The 19,738-nt window shown below is 60.7% G+C and carries 20 protein-coding genes; 8 read left to right on the plus strand and 12 right to left on the minus strand.

Going from position 1 to position 19,738, the window contains the following annotated elements; genetic code table 11:
• Positions 1 to 97 precede the first annotated feature (97 nt).
• A complete protein-coding gene (locus N8H71_RS14040) occupies positions 98 to 832 on the minus strand; it encodes a DUF899 domain-containing protein (RefSeq protein ID WP_262194445.1) in 735 nt (244 codons plus the stop codon).
• Positions 833 to 1,009: 177 nt separating this feature from the next.
• On the opposite strand from N8H71_RS14040, the gene N8H71_RS14045 reads away from it, so the two are divergent.
• A complete protein-coding gene (locus N8H71_RS14045) occupies positions 1,010 to 1,402 on the plus strand; it encodes a transcriptional regulator (protein WP_262194446.1) in 393 nt (130 codons plus the stop codon).
• A gap of 123 nt (positions 1,403 to 1,525) precedes the next feature.
• Here N8H71_RS14045 and N8H71_RS14050 read toward each other — a convergent pair whose 3' ends face one another.
• The 3 genes from N8H71_RS14050 to N8H71_RS14060 all read right to left on the minus strand — a co-directional run bounded on the left by N8H71_RS14050 (position 1,526) and on the right by N8H71_RS14060 (position 3,593).
• The gene (locus tag N8H71_RS14050) at positions 1,526 to 2,395 is read right to left on the minus strand and encodes a DUF6279 family lipoprotein (protein WP_262194447.1); all 870 of its coding nucleotides are present in this window, start codon (positions 2,393 to 2,395) and stop codon (positions 1,526 to 1,528) included.
• Positions 2,396 to 2,473: 78 nt separating this feature from the next.
• The gene (locus N8H71_RS14055) at positions 2,474 to 3,190 is read right to left on the minus strand and encodes a TorF family putative porin (RefSeq protein ID WP_262194448.1); all 717 of its coding nucleotides are present in this window, start codon (positions 3,188 to 3,190) and stop codon (positions 2,474 to 2,476) included.
• 214 nt (positions 3,191 to 3,404) lie between these two features.
• Positions 3,405 to 3,593 carry a hypothetical protein gene (locus N8H71_RS14060; RefSeq protein ID WP_016985943.1) on the minus strand — a complete coding sequence of 63 codons (189 nt, stop codon included), beginning with the start codon at positions 3,591 to 3,593 and terminating at the stop codon, positions 3,405 to 3,407.
• A 349-nt stretch (positions 3,594 to 3,942) separates the two neighbouring features.
• On the opposite strand from N8H71_RS14060, the gene N8H71_RS14065 reads away from it, so the two are divergent.
• From N8H71_RS14065 to N8H71_RS14075, 3 genes are all read left to right on the plus strand, one after another.
• The gene (locus N8H71_RS14065) at positions 3,943 to 4,779 is read left to right on the plus strand and encodes a CvfB family protein (protein ID WP_262194449.1); all 837 of its coding nucleotides are present in this window, start codon (positions 3,943 to 3,945) and stop codon (positions 4,777 to 4,779) included.
• A 45-nt stretch (positions 4,780 to 4,824) separates the two neighbouring features.
• Complete coding sequence (locus N8H71_RS14070; protein ID WP_262194450.1) at positions 4,825 to 5,229, plus strand: DUF2177 family protein; 405 nt, start codon at positions 4,825 to 4,827, stop codon at positions 5,227 to 5,229.
• A gap of 270 nt (positions 5,230 to 5,499) precedes the next feature.
• Complete coding sequence (locus N8H71_RS14075) at positions 5,500 to 6,432, plus strand: DMT family transporter (RefSeq protein ID WP_262194452.1); 933 nt, start codon at positions 5,500 to 5,502, stop codon at positions 6,430 to 6,432.
• Here N8H71_RS14075 and N8H71_RS14080 read toward each other — a convergent pair.
• A complete protein-coding gene (locus N8H71_RS14080) occupies positions 6,377 to 7,558 on the minus strand; it encodes an MFS transporter (RefSeq protein WP_262194453.1) in 1,182 nt (393 codons plus the stop codon). The genes N8H71_RS14075 and N8H71_RS14080 overlap by 56 nt on opposite strands.
• Positions 7,559 to 7,662: 104 nt before the next feature.
• Between N8H71_RS14080 and ptrR the strand changes: the two genes are divergently transcribed.
• Together ptrR and N8H71_RS14090 are read left to right on the plus strand one after the other, a co-directional pair.
• Positions 7,663 to 8,556 (plus strand): putrescine utilization regulator PtrR, encoded by an 894-nt coding sequence (gene ptrR / locus N8H71_RS14085; RefSeq protein ID WP_262194454.1) that lies wholly within the window; start codon positions 7,663 to 7,665, stop codon positions 8,554 to 8,556.
• 142 nt (positions 8,557 to 8,698) lie between these two features.
• On the plus strand, positions 8,699 to 8,827 hold the full coding sequence (locus N8H71_RS14090) for a PA1414 family protein (RefSeq protein WP_003184145.1): 129 nt from the start codon (positions 8,699 to 8,701) through the stop codon (positions 8,825 to 8,827).
• A 95-nt stretch (positions 8,828 to 8,922) separates the two neighbouring features.
• Here N8H71_RS14090 and N8H71_RS14095 read toward each other — a convergent pair whose 3' ends face one another.
• From N8H71_RS14095 to speB, 5 genes are all read right to left on the minus strand, one after another.
• Positions 8,923 to 9,648 carry an MBL fold metallo-hydrolase gene (locus N8H71_RS14095; RefSeq protein ID WP_262194456.1) on the minus strand — a complete coding sequence of 242 codons (726 nt, stop codon included), beginning with the start codon at positions 9,646 to 9,648 and terminating at the stop codon, positions 8,923 to 8,925.
• 84 nt (positions 9,649 to 9,732) lie between these two features.
• Positions 9,733 to 11,112, minus strand: a complete 1,380-nt coding sequence (locus N8H71_RS14100) for a sodium:solute symporter (protein ID WP_262194457.1) — start codon at positions 11,110 to 11,112, stop codon at positions 9,733 to 9,735.
• A 156-nt stretch (positions 11,113 to 11,268) separates the two neighbouring features.
• Positions 11,269 to 12,780 (minus strand): purine-cytosine permease family protein, encoded by a 1,512-nt coding sequence (locus tag N8H71_RS14105; protein ID WP_262194458.1) that lies wholly within the window; start codon positions 12,778 to 12,780, stop codon positions 11,269 to 11,271.
• A gap of 55 nt (positions 12,781 to 12,835) precedes the next feature.
• On the minus strand, positions 12,836 to 13,258 hold the full coding sequence (locus N8H71_RS14110; protein ID WP_007956584.1) for a YybH family protein: 423 nt from the start codon (positions 13,256 to 13,258) through the stop codon (positions 12,836 to 12,838).
• A gap of 10 nt (positions 13,259 to 13,268) precedes the next feature.
• Entirely contained in the window at positions 13,269 to 14,219 is a 951-nt protein-coding gene (speB, locus tag N8H71_RS14115; protein ID WP_085683061.1) for an agmatinase, read from the minus strand.
• A 346-nt stretch (positions 14,220 to 14,565) separates the two neighbouring features.
• Between speB and N8H71_RS14120 the strand changes: the two genes are divergently transcribed.
• A complete protein-coding gene (locus N8H71_RS14120; protein WP_039772530.1) occupies positions 14,566 to 15,459 on the plus strand; it encodes a LysR family transcriptional regulator in 894 nt (297 codons plus the stop codon).
• 4 nt (positions 15,460 to 15,463) lie between these two features.
• A complete protein-coding gene (locus N8H71_RS14125) occupies positions 15,464 to 16,057 on the plus strand; it encodes a tRNA-uridine aminocarboxypropyltransferase (RefSeq protein ID WP_262194459.1) in 594 nt (197 codons plus the stop codon).
• A 145-nt stretch (positions 16,058 to 16,202) separates the two neighbouring features.
• Here N8H71_RS14125 and N8H71_RS14130 read toward each other — a convergent pair whose 3' ends face one another.
• Both N8H71_RS14130 and N8H71_RS14135 read right to left on the minus strand, forming a co-directional pair.
• Positions 16,203 to 17,564, minus strand: coding sequence for an HlyD family type I secretion periplasmic adaptor subunit (locus tag N8H71_RS14130; RefSeq protein WP_262194460.1), 1,362 nt, complete (start codon positions 17,562 to 17,564; stop codon positions 16,203 to 16,205).
• A gap of 10 nt (positions 17,565 to 17,574) precedes the next feature.
• On the minus strand, positions 17,575 to 19,734 hold the full coding sequence (locus N8H71_RS14135; protein ID WP_262194461.1) for a type I secretion system permease/ATPase: 2,160 nt from the start codon (positions 19,732 to 19,734) through the stop codon (positions 17,575 to 17,577).
• Positions 19,735 to 19,738 lie beyond the last annotated feature (4 nt).

Here is a 19,738-nt window from a genome sequence, read left to right on the forward strand (position 1 = left end):
TTGACTGACTGAAAGCATGTTGCCTGGCGGCGTTCCAGGTCGAGACAGATTCGCCATTGCGGTCAATCTGTCTCGATGCATCATTACGAAACGGCAATCAGGTTGAGTGGCAGCAACTGGATTTCTTCTCTCCCTCATACCGATCGTGGTGCCGTACCCACTCCATGATCTCGTCCTCGTTCCGGCCCTTGGGTGTGAGGTCGAGGTAGTTGTAGGCGCCGACCAGCAGGTCGAGGCCGCGGGCATAGGTTGAGTAGGTGTGGAAAATGTCGCCGTTATCGGCGCGATAAAACACACTGAGCCCGGGCATTTCTTCCTCGGCGCTGTCGGTCTTTTCGTAGTTGTAGGTCGCGTTGCCAGCTTCGACATCTTCAGCACGGGCGCACACGCCAAAGTCGTAGTTGAAATCGCAGCCGTCCGACGATACCCAGTCGAATGTCCAGCCCATCCGCCGCTTGAAGGCCTGGAACTCGGCGAACGGTGCGTGGGACACCGCCACCAGCGCAATGTCGTGGTGGGCCAGATGTTGATTCGCGCCATCGATGTGATCGCTGAGGAACGAGCAGCCTGGACAGCCTTCCTCCCAGCCTTTGGCGAACATGAAGTGGTAAACGACGAGTTGGCTGTGGCTGCCGAACAGGTCGGCAAGTTTCAATTCGCCGTTCGGGCCCATGAAGCGGTAATCCTTGTCGACCTTTACCCAGGGCAGGGCGCGGCGTTTGGCGCTGAGGCGGTCGCGTTCCTTGGTAAAGGCCTTTTCATCGGCCAGATGCTGCCTGCGGGCGGCGAGCCATTCTTCGCGCGACACCACCGGATGATTCTCAACGTTCATGATGATTTCTCCTGCGGGGGTTGAAACCGTCTGTCTCAGACTAGTCGTTCAACCACCCGGGAAATCGACAGACCGCCGGTCGGTCGGGGCGCCGAATAATCCTGAACGGTGGCGCAGCGCTCCGGTCACAACCAGTGAACGCGCCAAAAAATCACGCGCACCGGAGGTTGAATCAGGATGACGACTTATAACTGGGATTTGATTGAACGCCTGCTGCATGAAGTGCAGAACGGCGCGGGCCAAAGCTTTGCGCCACGGTCGGTTGCTGAAGTTTATGCGGCGGAAAAAGCGGCGGCGGGCGAGCCGATTGAAAATCTGGATCACCTGAAAACGCTTGCCTGCGACTATGAACAATTGCTGCTGTTGCGCGGTTATATCCAGCCCCGTGGCGAAGACGAAGGCAGCACCGGCAACAATTTCAGCCTGACCCCTCGCGGGTCGAGCCTGTTGAGCCTGATCGACAGCAGCATTCCCGGCAATGATCATCCGCGTGAAGTGCTGGATGATCAGGAAGACGCGTTGGATGAGGCGACATTCGACGAAGTGGCCTCAAAAGCCCAAATCGCTTGAGGCTTTGCACAAAAAATGTGGGAGCGAGCCTGCTCGCGATAGCGGCCTGGCAGCCAAAAACAGGTTGGCTGACAAAACGCTATCGCGAGCAGGCTCGCTCCCACATTGGTTTTTTCATTGATCTCAGCTTTTTTGTGCGGCCTTCAGGCACTTCAAATCAGTGAAGTCATTGCGCACCCCTTCGATCTTTTTCAACAGGCGCTGGCGCTGCTGCGGCGTGCTGTCAGCCATCAGGTCGACGAACAGCGAACGGGCCTGCGCCTCGGTATTGGCGTAGGCCTTCTGGTAATCCGCTGTCCATAAACGCTCGCGATCGACCAGAAGTGTCTCGATCCGTTGTGGGAATTCAGGACTTTTGCGTTGCGCCACCGCCGCGCTGAATTGCTTCTGCCAGTGGGCGCGGTTGGCGATCCACTGGGTGTTCTGATCGCCCAAGGCCGTCGACCAGGCCATCACCTGTTGTTCCTGAGCAGCGCTCAATGGGCCGAGCCAATCATTGAGGCGCTTGTCCATGCGCGCGCCACGTTCGGCAATCTGTTGTGACAGCGGTGGCTTGAGGTACTCCTGCTGGCGTTTACGCAGATCTTTGGCAAACGCCCCATTCATTTCGGCGACCTGCTGGTCATCCAGCCCTTGCAGCAATTCAATCGCAGACGGGGTGATTTCCCGGGCGGTTTCGGCGATCGCCTGCTTGGCTTCGGTGGTGCGAGCCTGAAGTGCTGCGTCGGTCACTTGATTGGTTTCGACCATGCTTTGCAGGCGATCGAGCCAGTCGAGATAACCCGGTAACTGTGTGGTGCAATGCCAACTCAAATGTTCCTGCAGGCGCTCGTTGAACCAGCCCTTCTGTTCACCGTTCATGTCAAGGTAGTCGCTGAGCGTCCACGGAATGATCACGTCAAGATTGCGATACGCCAGGCCAACGCGGCTGCAGGCACCAAGGGCAAAGAGGATGAGCAGAAGGGTGGTGATCTGTGTGAACCAGCGAGACATGGGCGAATCCTTGCGTGAGCCTGGCTTCGAGGGTCTGATTCCTATGTGAACGCAGGATGGCCCCGGCAGTTCAGCCGATCAATAGAACGCGCGTTCGGCCTTGAGCGTGACCAGCCCGTCGCACTGGCTGTTGTGCCCGGAATAGGCCGAGCAATCGCTGCCGCTCAGACTTGAGTTGCTGTAGATCAGGTCGAGGTCGATGCCCATCACCGGCCGCGAAAACTTCACCGACCAATCGGTAAAACTGCTGACGTAACCCCCGTCTACCGAGACCGGCGTGTTGAGCTGGTGGGTGGTGTATTTCATGCTGATTCCGATGCCGAACGGCTGATTGCCGCCGAGGTCGGCAAACAGGGTGTTGTTCTGTTTATCCGGATCGTTGCTCAGTGCGATGCCGAAACGGCTGCCGAGCAGAGTCAGGCCACCGAACAGTTCCTGACTGTCGAGGGTGTCGACCTTGGGATAGCTGTAGTGGATCATTCCAACTTCGTAACCGAGGGTTTGATCGAAAGGTTGTTTAAAACCGACGTAGGAATCGATTTCGAGATTCTTGCCTGGCGTGATGCCCATGCTCGGAGCGTACTGGCCGACATAGAGGCCGCTGTCGTGACTCAGATCCAGGCCGCCATGGAACGAGCCGGCAGCAGACGGTTTGACCAGTCCCTGGGCCATGCAGCGGCTCGGCGTGGTGCCGAGCTTGAGGTCGAAGTCGCCGAGTTCACGCTGAAAAATCTGTGCGTGCGCCGCCTGGCAGGCTAATAAGCCTACAAGCAATAAACAGGTGGGTTTGAGCATGCGTCACTCCTTGAACCGCGAGCGCAGGTGGACAGAACCTGCTGAAACGCTTGATCCAGACGCGTGCAAGGATACCGGCGAATGATCGGCTCCGAGGGCCGTTCGTCGATTTCTGTTGTTTTCAATGTTTGTTTAAACGCGAGAGAGGTCTTGCGAGGGATCCGGTCCAGACGCTTCGAAGCTCAAAGCGCCTTTGGACAGGTGTACTGCGGGGTTACTTCTTGCCCAGGCTGATCTGCTTGGACGGGCCGAACGTCTGGCCGCTGACGCCCTTGGCAATTTGCTGAATCTCGCCGCCGGACTTGAGGAACGCTGCGATCTGATCGTTGATCGATTCGCTGGTTTCAACGGCTGGAGCTGGCTTTGCTTTGCTGGTGGATGCTTTTACACGCATGGCGGCCATTAACCTGTAGAAAAGTAACTCGGCCAGGCATCGTACAGGAATAACTTGACAATTGCTTGGTAAATATCCCCCGGAATAACCCAGCGTGCAGGTGGATCATTCTTGATTAATTATTCGAAATATCCCGCTAACCTGCTGTTTTAAATAACAACATTTATTCGATTTCAGAATGACAGGCCACGTTGGGATCACACGAAATCCGTCCCACTGGTCTGACGAGTGGCGCGCGCCAGACGCGAAAATCAACAAAATCAAGGCCTCGCGCACATTTTCAGCCGCCCCGTCGATCCGACGGGCAACGAACCCGGCAAACGGGTAGAATGCCGCCCACGCAATGAGGGTACTGGAAATGGCTTTAGTCGGGCGTTACAACAGTTTGCAAGTGGTTAAACACACTAACTTCGGTTTATATCTGGACGGCGGTGCCGACGGCGAAATTCTTTTGCCCAACCGTTATATCCCTAAAGATATTCCCAGCGAAGATGAAGACTGGCTTAATGTTTTCATTTATCTGGACAGTGACGACAAACTTATTGCCACCACTGAAAAACCGAAAGTTCAGGTCGGTGAATTTGCCAGTTTGAAAGTTGTTGAAGTCAACAGCATCGGTGTGTTCCTGGACTGGGGCCTGCCGAAGGATCTGCTGCTGCCTTACTCCGAAGAAAAACGCCAGATGACCGCCGGCGAATACTGCGTGGTGCATGTTTACCTCGACAAACACACCCGTCGCATCACCGCCACCGCACGCCTGGATCGCTACCTGGACAAAACCTCGGCCAGCTACAGCGCCGGGCAGGAAGTCGATCTGCTGGTGGCCGAAGCTACCGACATGGGCTTCAAGGCGATCATCAACAACAAGCACTGGGGCTTGATTCACAAGAATGAAATCTTCAAGTTCATGCGTGCCGGCATGCGCGAGAAGGGCTTCATCAAGGAAGTGCGCGCCGACGGTAAAATCAGCCTGAGCCTGCAACCGGTGGGGCAAGAAGCGGCCAGCAGCCTGAACTCGAAGATCCTCGCCAAGTTGCGCGAAAGCAACGGCACCCTGGCCGTCAGCGACAAGAGTGATCCGGCGCTGATCAGCAGCCTGTTCGGTGTCAGCAAGGGCAACTTCAAGAAGGCCATCGGTGCGTTGTACAAGAACGGCCAGATTGTCATTCACGCCGATCGCATTGAACTAACCTGAGCCTTGCGTGGCCCATCTTGCATGGGCTCATTTGAGGTCGGGCGAATGAAAAAAGCACTGATTGCCTACGTTGCCACACTGGTGACGTTTCTTCTGCTCGACGGGCTCTGGCTCGGCGTCCTGATGGCGCAGACCTATCGCGACCGGCTCGGTGCGCTGATGCTTGAAAAACCGTTGCTGGTGCCGGCAACGGTTTTTTATTGCCTGTATGTGGTCGGTTGTGTGGCCTTTGTCGTATTGCCTGCGATGAGCTGGCAGCGGGCTGCGCTATTGGGCGGGCTGCTCGGGCTGGTGGCATACGGCACTTATGACCTGACCAATTGGGCGACGCTGCGAGGCTGGCCGGCTCAGTTGTCTCTGATTGACTGGGCGTGGGGTACGTTTGCGACGGCGATCGCCTGTACGGTGGGATGGATGGTGGCCACAAGATTCGGTCAATCCGCCGGATAATGTTTGTTGCCTGAACTGACGTCATCGCGAGCAGGCTCGGTCTCACATGGAATCGCGTTTCCCTGTGGGAGCGAGCCTGCTCGCGATTGACGGCGCAGCCGTCAGCCAACCACCACTGACGCTTCAGGAGAATCTAGTGTCTTTTCCAGACGGCTTTTTCTGGCCAACTGGTTAATAATCCCCGAGACCATTTTTCGCCCCGGACAAAGAGCCGGGGCTGTGTTTTGACCTTTGGAAAACTGCCATGTCGTGTGTGTTCGAGGTATTACGGTGAGCGCCGATCGGCGCAGCGCCGACGGTTTTGCCCTGCAAGTGATGATCGGCCTGTGCCTTATCTGGGGCGTGCAGCAGGTGATGATCAAGTGGGCGGCGACCGACATCGCGCCGGTCATGCAGGCGGCGGGGCGGTCGGGGATTTCCGCGCTGCTTGTCGGATTGCTCATCTGCTGGAAGGGCGGTTGGGATCAGGTCGGCGCTACCTGGCGCGGTGGTTTGCTGGCCGGCGCCTTGTTCGGGCTCGAGTTCCTGTTCATCTCCGAAGGCTTGCAGTTGACCACCGCGGCGCACATGTCGGTGTTCCTCTACACCGCGCCGATCTTCACCGCACTGGGTGTGCATTTTCTGTTGCCCAGCGAGCGTCTGCGGCCGGTGCAATGGCTGGGGATTTTCCTCGCATTCGTCGGCATTGCCATCGCGTTTGCCGGCGGCGTGTCATGGGACAACCTCGACCGCCGCATGTTGATGGGCGATGCCCTCGGCGTGCTGGCCGGTGCCAGTTGGGGCGCGACCACCGTCGTGGTGCGCGCCTCGCGCCTGTCGGAAGCGCCGGTGACCCTGACTCTTTTTTACCAACTGATCGTCGGTTTCATCGGCCTGCTGTTGATTGCGCTGCTGAGCGGCCAGATCACCCATGTCAGCCTGACCGTCGTGGCGGTGGGCAGCGTGCTGTTCCAGGGGCTGGTGGTGTCGTTCTTCAGCTACCTGACCTGGTTCTGGCTGCTGCGCCGTTATCTGGCGGCCAACCTCGCGGTGTTTTCCTTCATGACGCCGTTGTTCGGCGTCACGTTCGGCGTGGTGTTGCTCGGCGAAGAACTGAGCCTGAACTTCATCATCGGCGCCGTGCTGGTGTTGCTCGGCATCACCTTCGTCAGCGCGGAACAGTGGGTGCGTCGGCGTTTGCGCAAGGCGCTCGGCCAGCCGTAACGGATTTGTACGCCAGACCGCCGGCGATCAGCAGGCCGCTGCCGGCGATTACCAGCGCCGGTTGCAGGCCGCCGCTGAAGTGGCTGCTGACCGCCGCCAGCAACGGCCCGCTGAGTTGACCGACGGCGAAGCACGCGGTGAGCAGGCCGGCGTTGCGCTGGGTGGCGTGGGGCGCCAGTTCCCGGGAGCGTTGCATCACCAGTTGCATGCAGGCCAGGAACGGCGTGCCGCACAGGATCACGCCGAGTGCCAGGCCGAGGCCGCTGCCCAACAGGCAAGCAAAGACACCGGCAGCCTGCAGCCACAACGTCGCCATCAACCAGTGCCGGGTGGTCTGCGGATCGTGCCGACGCAAACTCACCAGCAATACGCCAATCGCAGCGCCGAGGCCGAAGCACGGCCAGAACAGATCGGCCTGCCATTGGCCGTGAAACTGCGCGTTGGCCATCTGCGACAGGAACGTGGCCGGGATGATGTAGCCCACGCCGTACAGCGCATACACCACCGCCAGCCGCCCAATGCCGTGATTCGACGAATTCACGACAGTTGGTGCGGCCGGTACACCGACGCCCGGTTGCGGCAGGATTCTTACGATGCCCAATAACATCACCAGCGCCACGCCGGCATAGATCAGCCACAGGGTGGCGGAAGTCTGCTGCGCCAGATGTGAGAACAGCGCCAGCAAACCTGTCAGAAAAATCCCCAGTCCAGGCCCGGCAAACACCAGCGCGCCTAACCGTGGACGACCCGCCGCCGCAGCCAGTGGCTGGCTCAGCGCAGTAATCATCACCAGCACCCAGGCGCTCGCCACACCGGTGCCGAAGCGCAGCAACAAATGCGACCAGAAACCATTGGCCCAGAACGACGCCAGCGTCAGCAGCACACACAGCCACAAACCACCATGCAGGCGCCGTTGCACCTGATCGGGCCGACGGGAAAACATCGCGTCCACGGCGCCGAGCAGATAGCCGAGGTAGTTGGCGGCCGCAATCAGACCGGCGGCGGTCAGGTCGATCTGCCCTTCGCTGATCAGGTGGGGAAGTTGCGGTGTAAGGGCGAAACGCCCGATGCCCATGGCCATCATCAGGGCAATGAAACAGGCGGATAAGCGAATCAGCGGTGACATGGTCTGAATTCCGTTGGAGGTTCAATGACCGTCAGGCTAGGACTGATTGACTTTCTTTAAAATTGAATAATAGTGAGTAACTTGTTCTGTTAAGGAGAAAGGTTGTGGAGTTCAGCCAATTGCGGATCTTCCAGGCCGTGGCGGAGGAGGGCTCGATCACCCGCGCCGCCGAACGGTTGCACCGCGTGCCGTCGAACCTGTCGACCCGGCTTAAACAGCTGGAGGAGCAACTGGGTGTCGAACTGTTCGTCCGTGAGCGCCAGCGTTTGCTGTTGTCGCCTGCGGGAAAAGTCCTGTTGGACTACACCGGTAAACTGTTCGCCCTGCGCGATCAGGCCAGTGCAGCGGTGATGGGCGGGCAACCGGCGGGGGATTTTGTGCTCGGCACGCTGTACAGCACGGCGGCGATTCATTTGCCGGCGTTGCTGGCGCGGTATCACAAGCAGTATCCGGCGGTGAATCTTCAAGTGCAGTCCGGGCCCAGTGGTGAATTGCTGGAAGGGTTGCTCACCGGGCGTCTCGACGCCGCGCTGGTGGACGGCCCGCCGCAACTGGCCGGGATCGACGGGGTGCCGTTGTGCAATGAACGGCTGGTGCTGATCAGCGAGGCCGATCACCCGCCGATACGCAGCGCCAGGGATGTCGAAGGTCGGGCGGTGTTCACCTTCCGTCATGGCTGCGCCTATCGCGCGCGGCTGGAAGCGTGGTTCGCCCACTATCAGGCGGCGATGGGCCGGGCGATGGAGATCGAGTCCTATCAGGGCATGCTCGCCTGTGTGATTGCCGGCAGCGGCGTCGCGCTGATGTCGGAGTCGATGCTCGCCAGCCTGCCGGGACGTGAAAGTGTCGCGGTGCACCCGTTGGCCGAACCTTTTGCCAGTGCGACAACATGGCTCATGTGGCGCCGGGGCATGATCGGCGCCAACCTCAATGCGTGGATTGAACAGCAGCAGGCGCTCTATCCCGTGGCTGGCGAAGACGTGCGAGAAACAGCTTGAACGATCGGTCAGGGATTCTGATCAATCCAGTAACAGATCATTGCGGATTTGGCCGAGCATTGCGTAGGACTTCGGACTATTATCAGTGCGAAGCGGCCTCAGAATTCCGGCCGCTCAGCACCACCCTGAAGGGGGCATGACGATGAAAGAGAAAATTCAAAACTGGCTGCACGATTTGGGTGTTGCCCTCGGCTTGATCGAACCGCCTCTGCAACCGGTCCCGATTCGCACCGATGACGAACAGCGTCGGCGTCAGCCACGTCGGCGGTAATGCCCCGGATCTGAAGGATCAAAGGATTCAACCAGCAAAAGACCGCAACCTGTCGCCGCTTGATCGAGCGGCGCCAGGTTGCGGTCTTTTGTCTTTCAAGCGTGCCGGTGTAACCATTGGTCAATTATCAACCGCAAATGCTCTCCGGAGAAACTGCCGAAGTGTCCGCCATGCACCGTGCGGATCTTCAGCCCCTGCAAGCGGCGCAGGCTGGCAGCATAGTCGTTGAGGTTGGAATGGTAGGCGTCCTCGATCAACGGCCCGTCGTAGATGATGTCGCCACTGAACAGGGTTTCGGTGTCCGCTTCGTAGAGACTGATCCCGCCCGGTGAATGCCCCGGCGTGTGCAGCACCTGCAACGTGCGATTGCCGAGGTCCAGCACATCGCCGTCTTCGACAAACCCGGTGGCCGGCGCAGCTTTGACCCGATATTCGGCGTAGCACAACGGGCAATCCGGGTGCGCTTCGAACATGTCGTCGCCGACGAAGGCTCGGCTCAAATCGTTCTCGCCATCCGGCGCCGCCAGAATGTCCGCTTCGGCGGGATGCACCAGCCGTTCGGCAAATTCGTGATGCCCGGCGATGTGGTCGAAGTGGCAATGACTGGCCACCGCCACCAGCGGCCGCTCGGTCAGCCACGGCAGTTGCTCGCGCAGGCTCACCAGGCCGGAACCGCTGTCGAGCAGCAGATCCTTGTCCCGCCCCTGAACGTGCCACAGGTTGCAGCGGTAGAAGGGGCGGATGAACGGCTCGTGAATCAGCCGAATGCCGTCGCTCAGGTGCTGCACTTCGAACCACTGGTCGCGAGAAACAATCTTCATCAAATCTTTTCTCCAGACGAAAAAAACGGGTGTGGCAACCGACGCCACACCCGCCGAAGAAAGCATCAAGTTGTCGTGTTCAGCTTAGATCGCGCTGGCCACCACGTTTGGGCGACGGGACATCAGGCTGACCACCACAAAACTCACCAGACCCACAGCCAGGCTGTAGTAGATCGGGGTGTTGGCGTCCAGGCCGTCCTTGACCATGAACAGCAGGGCGGTGGCAAAGCCCATACCCATACTGGCGATGGCGCCGGCGGTGGTCGCGCGTTTCCAGAAGATCGCACCGATCAGCGGGATCAGCATGCCACCCACCAACAGGTTGTAAGCGAGGGTCAGGGCGCTGATTACGTCGTTGACCACCAGCGCGATGCCCAGCACCACGATGCCGGTCAGCAGGGTGAAGAGACGGTTCACACCCAGGCTCGACTGTTTGCCGCCACGCAGTTTCGGCAGCAGGTCTTCGGTCAGGGTGGTGGCAGCGGCGAGCAGGCCGGCGCTGGCGGTGGACATCATCGCGGCCAAAGCAGCGGCGATCACCAGACCACGGATACCGTCCGGCAGCGACAGTTTTACGATGGCGGCGAAGGCGTTGTTGACGTTGTCCAGATCCGGGATCAGAACGTGCGCAGCCATGCCGATCAGAGCGCAGGCCAGACCGTAGAGGATGCAGTAGATACCCGCAAAGCTACCGGCGTACTGAGCCACTTTCTCGTTCTTGACGGTGAACACCCGTTGCCAGATGTCCTGACCGATCAGGATGCCGAAGAAGTAGATCATGAAGTAGGTGATGATCGTGTCCCAGCCGATGGTGGTGAAGCTGAAGGCGGTGGCCGGCAGTTTCAGCACCAGCTCGTCCCAGCCGCCGACGCGGTACAGGCAGATTGGCAACAGGATGAACATCAGGCCGACGGTCTTGATGATGAACTGGACGATGTCGGTCAGGGTCAGCGACCACATGCCGCCGATGGCCGAGTACACCACCACCACGCCACCGCCGAGCAGTACCGAGATCCAGAACGGCAGGCCGAACAGAACCTGAAGAACGGTGCCGATGGCGAGGATCGAGGTCACGCCGATCATCAGCGCATAGGCCAGCATGATCGCCGCGCTCGCCGAGCGGGCCATCGGGTTGTAGCGTTTTTCAAGCACCTGGGTAACGGTGTAGATCTTCAGTTTCAGCAGCGGCTTGGCCAGGAACAGGTTCAGCGCAACGATGCCGCAACCCAGTGCCGCGCACAGCCAGAAACCGGAGATGCCGTGCACGTAGCCCAGGCGGACGGTGCCGACGGTGGACGCGCCACCGAGGACGGTCGCGGCCATGGTGCCCATGTACAGGCTCGGACCAAGGTTACGCCCGGCGACCAGGAAGTCCTCGTTGGTCTTGGCCTTGCGCATGCCGAAGTAGCCGAGCAAGAGCATGCCGGCGGCGTAGATGAGGACGACGAATAAATCCAAAGCCATGATGGCGTGTCTCCGATTGTCTTTTTTATGGTGAAACAAGTTTGGTTTCTTGTGGGAGCGAGCTTGCTCGCGAAGGCGTCGGCACATTCAAAAGTGATGTGACTGACAGATCGCTTTCGCGAGCAAGCTCGCTCCCACAGGGGTATGTGCTTTTGCTCAGGCGGCTTGGCGCATTTCCGCTTCAGCCGGCGCATGCGCGCCTTTGCTCCGGGGATCCTTCGGGCCATAGACCAGCGCCGGTTCCGGGAACAGGCTCAGCAACATCAGGTACATCACCGAGGCCAGACCAAGGGTCACCAGCAGGCTGATGTCGATGCCACCGGCCAGTTCACCCAGCGGACCGACGAACTGCCCCGGCAGGTTGACGAAGCACAGGCCGACCGCCGCGCTCGGGATCCATGCACCCAGGCCGCGCCAGTTCCAGCCGTGGCTGAACCAGTAGCGTCCGCCTTGCTCGCCGCGAGTGAACACTTGCAGGTCGTCCGGGCAGTAGAAGCCGCGACGCACCACCAGGCCGATGATCATGATCACCATCCATGGGGTGGTGCAGGTGATGATCAGCACGGCGAAGGTCGACACGCTCTGCACCAGGTTCGCCGCGAAGCGCCCGATGAAAATGAAGGCAATCGACAGCACGCCGATCAGCAACGTCGCCTTCACTCGCGACAGCAGGCGAGGGAACACGCTGGACATGTCCAGCCCGGTGCCATAAAGCGAGGTGGTGCCGGTGGACATGCCGCCGATCACCGCAATCAGGCACACCGGCAGGAAGAACCAGCTCGGCGACACCGCCAGCAGACCGCCGACGTAGTTGTTGGCCGCGATGTAGTCCGGTGCCTGGATCGCCACGATGGTCGCGGTGGTCAGGCCGAACAGGAACGGGATGAAGGTGGCGATCTGCGAGAGCACCACCGCCGCCATGATCCGCTGACGCGAGGTTTCACGCGGGATATAGCGGGCCCAGTCGCCGAGGAACGCGCCGAAGGAAATCGGGTTGCTCATCGCTACGAGCGCAGCGCCGATGAACGCGGCCCAGAAGCCTGGCTGACCGAGGCTGACGGTGCCGGCGTAGTGCGAATCGAAAGGACCGGCGAAAGCGAAGATGCCCAGCAGGAACAGCAGGCTCGCACTCCACACCGCGACCTTGTTCACCCACAACAGGAAGCGGAAGCCGTAGATGCACACGGTCAGCACCAGAATCGCGAACAGACCGTAGGCCAGGCCCAGGGTCAGGTCGGTTTCCGGCAGGCCGATCAGGCGTTTCGCACCACCGATCAGCGCATCTCCCGAACTCCACACCGAGAGCGAGAAGAAGGCGATGGCGGTCAGCAGCGACAGGAACGAACCGACGATCCGCCCGTGCACGCCGAAGTGCGCACCGGACGACACGGCATTGTTGGTGCCGTTGAGCGGGCCGAACAGGCCCATCGGTGCGAGGATCAGCGAGCCGAGCAGCACGCCCGAGACAATCGCCCAGACGCCCGCCTGAAAGGACAGGCCGAACAGCACCGGGAAACTGCCGAGCACGGCGGTGGCAAAGGTATTCGCGCCGCCAAAGATCATGCGGAACAAGTCCACGGGACCGGCGGTGCGTTCGTTGTCCGGGATCTGTTCGACCCCGTGGGTTTCAATCTGCGTAAGGCTTTGGTCTTTGTTGTTGTTATTCATGATCTGCTCCGATCATAAAGGCGCGCTCATCGTGCGTGAGCGTCACCTGTCTTGGCTAAGGGGATGGCAGCCCTTCCGGCATTGCGGACAAATGTTCGTGGCAGGCCAGCCAATGGCCTTGTTGTTCTAGGCTCGACGCTTGTTTTCTGAAAACAATCGTCTCGCGCTCCTGGCTGAAGTGTTGCTCCCCTTGCATGCGCAGCTCGGTGGCCACGTCATGGATGAAAATCGCCACGTCACCCTGCAGGCTGACGAAGGCGTTGCTCGAGGTGCAGGACAGCACCTCGAAGCCATCCTCGGCGCGCCAGCTGTCCCACAAGGCCTGGTAGGCATCGCGCGACAGCAGGGGCTGTTCGAGGGTGTAGAACACGAAGCTCGCATCGGCGCTGAACGCGCCGAAGTAGGCTTCGCGATCGTTGCGGGCGAAGGCGGACACCAGATCGGCGGCCGCTTTCAGAACCTGATCACGTTCGTTCATGACCCGACCCTCAGCGGTGGACCACGCCCGGCAGTACGCAGAGCATTTCGTACAGCAGGTTGGCGGCCAGCAGCGAGGTGTTGCCGGTGGTGTCATAAGCGGGCGAGACTTCTACCAGATCGCAGCCGATCAGGTCGAGGCCCTGGCAGCCGCGAACGATTTCAATCGCCTGAATGGTCGTCAGACCACCGATTTCCGGGGTGCCGGTGCCAGGCGCCCAGGCCGGGTCGATGCCGTCGATGTCGAAGCTCAGGTAGACCGGGCCGCCACCGACTTTCTCGCGCACTTCGGCCATCAGTGGTTCCAGCGACTTGTGCCAGCACTCTTCGGCCTGCACCACGCGGAAGCCCTGATCGCGGCTCCAGTTGAAGTCGTCAGCGGTGTAACCCTGCGCGCGCAGACCAATCTGCACCACACGGTCGCAGTCCAGAAGACCTTCTTCGACGGCGCGACGGAAGGTCGTGCCGTGGGCGATCTTCTCGCCGAACATGTGATCGTTGACGTCAGCGTGAGCGTCGATGTGTACCAGACCGACCTTGCCGTGCTTTTTGTGGATCGCACGCAGGATCGGCAGGGTGATGGTGTGGTCGCCACCCAGGGTCATCGGGATCACGTTGTGCTCGAGGATGTTGTCGTAGGCTTCTTCGATGATGCGCACGGCGTCGAGCAGGTTGAAGGTGTTGATCGCCACGTCACCGATGTCGGCAACCGACAGCGAGTCGAACGGCGCGGCGCCGGTGGCCATGTTGTACGGGCGGATCATCACCGATTCGGTGCGGATGTCGCGCGGCCCGAATCGGGTGCCGGGGCGCAGCGAAGTACCGATGTCCAGCGGCACGCCAACGAAGGCAGCGTCCAGGCCGGCAGCGGAATCAAGGTGGGGGAGTCGGAGCATGGTGGCGATGCCGCCGAAGCGCGGCATTTCGTTGCCGCCCAGTGGTTGGTGAAGAATCTTGTCCACGGGTAGGGCCTCATCGTCTTTGTTTTATTTATGTCGGCGCGCCGCATTCGCAAGGTCACGGGCACCGCTGTGGGCCGATTCTGCGAAATGTAGTGCGGCGGAAGAATCGCTACGGGCAAATACTTAGTTCAGAATTTTCTAAACTAATGGGAGGGTGCGGGATAGACTTGTCAGCCCGACCCGATGGTTTGACTGATGCAGTTTCTGTGGGAGCGAGCCTGCTCGCGATGACGGCGGGTCAGTCAACATTGGAGTTGATTGTGCTGCCGCTATCGCGAGCAGGCTCGCTCCCACAATGATCTTCATTGTCTTCAATCGTGTGGGTTACCCAAGATCGGAGTCTTCGATGGCCAACGCTTTACCCGACCTGAAACTTTTGCGCATCTTCGTCAGTGTCGTGCGCCATCAGGGATTTGCCAACGCGCAGCAGGAACTCAACCTGTCGACCTCGGCGATCAGCACTTACATGAGCCAGCTCGAAGCCGCGCTCGGTCTGGTGCTGTGCCATCGCGGGCGCGGCGGTTTCAGCCTCACCAGCAAGGGCGAGCTGTTCCATCAGGAAACCCTGCGCCTGCTGGCCGAGCTCGAAGGTTTCGAGCAATACGCGGCAGCACTCAAGGGCGAATTGCGCGGCACGCTCAACCTTGGGGTGATCGACTCCACGGTCAGCGACAAGGCGCTGCCGTTCGCCGAAGCCATCGGCGCCTACAGCCAGGAACACCCGGCGGTGCATTTGCATCTGTCGGTGATGAGTCCTTACGAACTGCAACTCGGTGTGCAGGACAACCGCCTCGATCTGGCCATCGGCGCATTCTCCACGCGCATGAGCGGTCTGGTGTACATGCCGCTGTACCGCGAGCAGCACTGGTTGTATTGCAGCAACCGTCACCCGTTGTTCAACGAGCGGCGGATTCCCGAGCAGGTCATCACCCAGCAGCGCATGGTCGGGCGCGGTTACTGGAGCCAGGCTGAACTGGCGCGCCACGGTTTCAAACACAGCGCCGCGACGGTGGAAAGTATGGAAGCGCAGCTGATTCTGGTGCTGTCCGGCGCCTACATCGGCTACCTGCCGGAGCACTACGCCCAGGCCTGGGCCGACAAGGGCGATTTGCGGGTGCTGCTGCCGGCGACCTTCGGTTATCAGGCGCCGTTTTCCATGATCATGCGCCGTGGCCGCAGCCGCGAGCCGCTGATCCAGACTTTCCGCGACCTGCTCAAAGCGCAGCTCAATCAGGCATAAGAACATGTCCAGACCTCAATGCCCGCGCTGCCTGCGCCCACAAACCCACTGCCTTTGCCCGCTGATCCCCAGCCTCGACAGCCGCACCCGGGTGTTGCTGTTGCAGCACCCGAGCGAAGTCAATCACGCGCTCAACACGGCACGACTGGCGGCGCTCGGTTTGAACAATGCCGAGCTGATTGTCGGCGAAGTGTTCGAGGATCTGCCCGCGCTGTTGAACCGGCCAGGCTATCGGGCGCGATTGCTGTTCCCGGCGGAGGATGCGCAGCCGATGCAGGCTTACGCCGCGTCGGATGAACCGCTGTTGCTGGTGGTCCCGGACGGCACGTGGCGCAAGGCGCGCAAAATGTTGCACCTCAATCCGCTGCTGGCCGCGTTGCCACGGGTGACGTTGGCGCAGGGCGGGGTTTCCCGGTATCGGCTGCGCAAGGCGCCGGGGCCGGGGGCGTTGTCGACGATTGAGGCGATTGTTCAGGCGTTGCAGACGCTGGAAGCGCCAGCGTCGTTCGAGCCGTTGCTTAAACCGTTCGAGACGCTGATCGAGGGGCAGATTGCGGCGATGGGGGAGGAGACTTTCCAGCGTAATCACTCAAAATGATCGCTGCCTGTCCCGACGCCTTCGCGAGCAAGCTCGCTCCCACAATGTCCCTGTCGAACACAAAACCTGAGTACGACGCCATACCTGTGGGAGCGAGCTTGCTCGCGATGGGGCCAGATCATTCACCGCGAAGTCCGGATCACCACTAGCGTTCGCGCATCGCCTCGGTCCGCGCTTTCAGCACCGGTTTGAGCAGGTAATCCAGCACGCTTTTCTCCCCGGTGATGATGTCCACCGTCGCCACCATCCCCGGAATGATCAGCAGCGGTTTCACATCCCCGCCCAGGTGGTTTTTGTCGGTGCGCACCTGGATCAGGTAGAAGCTGTTGCCCTTGTCATCCGTGATGGTGTCGGCACCGATCAGCTCAAGCTTGGCGCTCAGCCCGCCGTAGATCGTGTAGTCGTAGGCGCTGAACTTGACCATGGCTTTCTGGCCCGGATGCAGGAACGCCACGTCCTGCGGCCGGACCTTGGCCTCGATCAGCAGGTTGTCTTCCAGCGGCACGATTTCCACCATGTCGCTGCCCGGTTGCACCACGCCGCCGATGGTGTTGACCTTCATTTGCTTGATCACCCCATGCACCGGCGAAGTCACCGTGGTGCGGCTCACACGGTCGTCGATGGCGATGCTCGATGCGGTGATTTTCGACAGGTCGGTGCGTTTCTCGTTGAGCTCCTTGGCCGCTTCGGAGCGGAAGGTCTGTTCCGATTCATCGATCTTGCTGCGGATCTCGGCGATGGCCGATTCGGCGCGCGGGATTGCCAGAGTCGTGGCATTCAACGAACCGCGGATCTCCACCGCGCTGCGCTTGAGGCGCAGGATCTCCACCGGCGAAACGGCACCGGTCTTGACCAGCGGTTCTGACATGTTCATTTCCTGATTGACCAACGCCAGACTTGAGCTGAACTGACCCTGCTTCGAACGAAACTCCGCCAATTCTTGAGTCTTTTGTCGCAGTTGTTCGCTCAGCGTGCGCTGTTCGCTGGCCAGGCGCCGCTGCCTCTGGTCGTAAAGCGAGCGTTCATCCTCGGCCACTTGCGGGGCTTTGCTCGTGACTTCGTCCGAGACCTTGAACGGTCGGCCCTCGGCTTCGGCCGACAGGCGTTCGACCTGAGCCATCAACGCATAGCGATCCGCTTCGCTTTCACCCTTGTTCGACAGAAACCGCGTGTCATCGAGACGCAGCAGCTTGTCACCCTTGTCGACCATCTGCCCTTCACGCACGAAGATCTCGGTGACGATCCCGCCCTCGAGGTTCTGGATCACCTGAACCTTACTCGACGGAATCGCCTTGCCTTCGCCCATGGTCACTTCCTGAAGCACGGCGAACTTGGCCCAGACCAGCGCGCTGATCAGCAGCGCCGCCGCCAGCCACACGGTGATGCGCGACCAGCGCGGTGAATCCTGCAACGAGGCGCCGGCGGTTTCCGGCATGAATTCGGCTTCGGCGCTTTTGCCGAAACTGTCGAAGTAGCCACGGGACTTACTGTCGGAGGAAGCAGACATGGGGCAACTCCTAGACCGCCGCCGAGCCGACCCGGCCCTTGCGCAGTGCATCGATGACCGCTTCTTTCGGACCGTCGGCGACGATCCGGCCGTTGTCCAGCACCAGCAGCCGGTCCACCAGGCTCAGCATCGAGGTGCGGTGGGTGACCAGCAGCAACGTCTTGCCCTGCACCCAACCATGGAGTTTCTGGCGCAGGACGTCTTCGCTGCTGTTGTCCATGGCGCTGGTAGGTTCGTCGAGCAGCATGATCGGCGGGTCGAGCAACAGCGCCCGCGCCAGCAACACCGCCTGACGCTGGCCACCGGAAAGCAATTGCCCACGCTCGCCCACCGGCCGGTCGAAGCCTTGCGGATGCTGACGGGCGAGTTCGGTGACACCGGTCAGCTCGGCCACTTCAAGCATCCGCGAATCGCTGATGTAGCGGGCGCCGAGGGTCAGGTTGTCGCGCAGGCTGCCGGCCAGCAGAGGCAAGTCATGGGCGACGTAACCGATCTGCTGGCGCAGGTCGGCGACATCCAGTTGCCGCAGGTCGAGGCCGTCGAGCAGCAACTGGCCTTCTTCCGGTTCGTAGAAACCCATCATCAGCCGCGCCAGCGTGCTTTTGCCCGAACCGCTGCGGCCGATGATGCCGATCCGCTCGCCGGGTTTGACGCTGAAGCTGACGTTGCTCAGGGCCGGCGCGTTCTGGCCGTTGTAGTGGAAGGTCACCGCGTTGGCGTCCAGCGCGCCTTGCAATTGCGTACGCTCCAGCGGCCGCTGTTTGCCGTCGCGCTCTTGGGGCAGGGACATCAGGGCGTCGGTGCTTTTCATGGTCAGTTGCGCTTGCTGGTAACGAGTAATCAGCCCGGCGATCTGGCCCAGCGGCGCGAGCACGCGGCTGCCAAGCATGTAACTGGCCACCAGCGCGCCCACGCTGAGGTTGCCGGCGATGATGCTGTAGACCCCGGCCACAATCGTCGCCATCCCCGAAAACTGCTGGATGAACAGCGTGCCGTTGGTGGCCAGCGCCGAGAGATTACGGGCGTGGCTGTCGAGGCGGGTGAGGGCGCCGTGGGTGCTTTCCCATTTGTGCTGGCGCTCGCTTTCGGCGCTGCACGCCTTGAGGGTTTCCAGGCCGCCGAGGGTTTCGATCAGCAACGCCTGCCGCTCGGCGCCGAGGCTCAGGCTTTTCTGCACGGTGTCGCGCAGTCGGGCCTGAATGATCATCGCGAAGATAATCGTGATCGGAAACGCCAGCAGCGGAATCACCACCAGCCAGCCACCGAGCAGGCCGATCACCACCAGCATCAACACCACGAAGGGCAGGTCGATCAGGCTGGTCAGGGTCACGGCGGTGAGAAATTCGCGTAGCCCCTGAAAGTCGTGAATGCTCTGGGCGAATCCGCCGATGGTCGCCGGTCGGGCCTTCATCGCCATGCCGGTGATGCGTTCGAATAAAGTGGCGGAAAGAATAACGTCGGTTTTCTTGCCGGCGGTGTCCAGCAGGTGCGCGCGCACCACCCGCAGCACCAGTTCGAAACCGGTGCCGATCAGCAACCCGATGGCCAACACCCACAAGGTCGACGTGGCCTGGTTCGGCACCACGCGGTCGTAGGTCTGCATGACGAACAGCGGCACCATCAGGCCCAGCAGGTTGATCAGGAAGCTGGCGAGGATCGCGTCGCTGTACAGCCATTTCGACAGCTTCAGAGTGTCGCGAAACCATGCTTGCACCCGTGGCACCAATGGCGAGCGCAGGTCTTCCAGTTCATGCCGTGGCCGGGCGAACAAAGCCTGGCCGCTGTAGTGTTCGACGAGTTCTTCACGGCTGACCCATTGCTCGCCGCCGTCGGCTTCACTGGGCAGGATCAGCGCCTTGCCGTCTTCGGCAAAACGCCGCAGCACCGCCGTGCGTCCGTTACCCAGCAGCAACAGCACCGGCAGGTTCAGCGGTGAAATGTCTTTGAGTTCCCGGCGCAGCAAGCGCGCCTGCAACCCGGCCCGGGCTGCGGCGCGAGGCAGCAGGTCCAGGCTCAGACGTTGTTTGTCCAGGGGCAGCCCGGCGCTGAGGCTGGCGCGACTGACCGTCGCGCCGTGGAGTTTGCAGAGGATCAACAGACCGTCGAGCAACGGATCATCGAAGCTCAGCCGCGGATCGATCCCGGTGTTACCGGGTTGCATGCTGGTCATATTG

The organism is Pseudomonas koreensis (assembly GCF_025447595.1).
Taxonomy (GTDB): Bacteria; Pseudomonadota; Gammaproteobacteria; order Pseudomonadales; family Pseudomonadaceae; genus Aquipseudomonas; species Aquipseudomonas koreensis_H.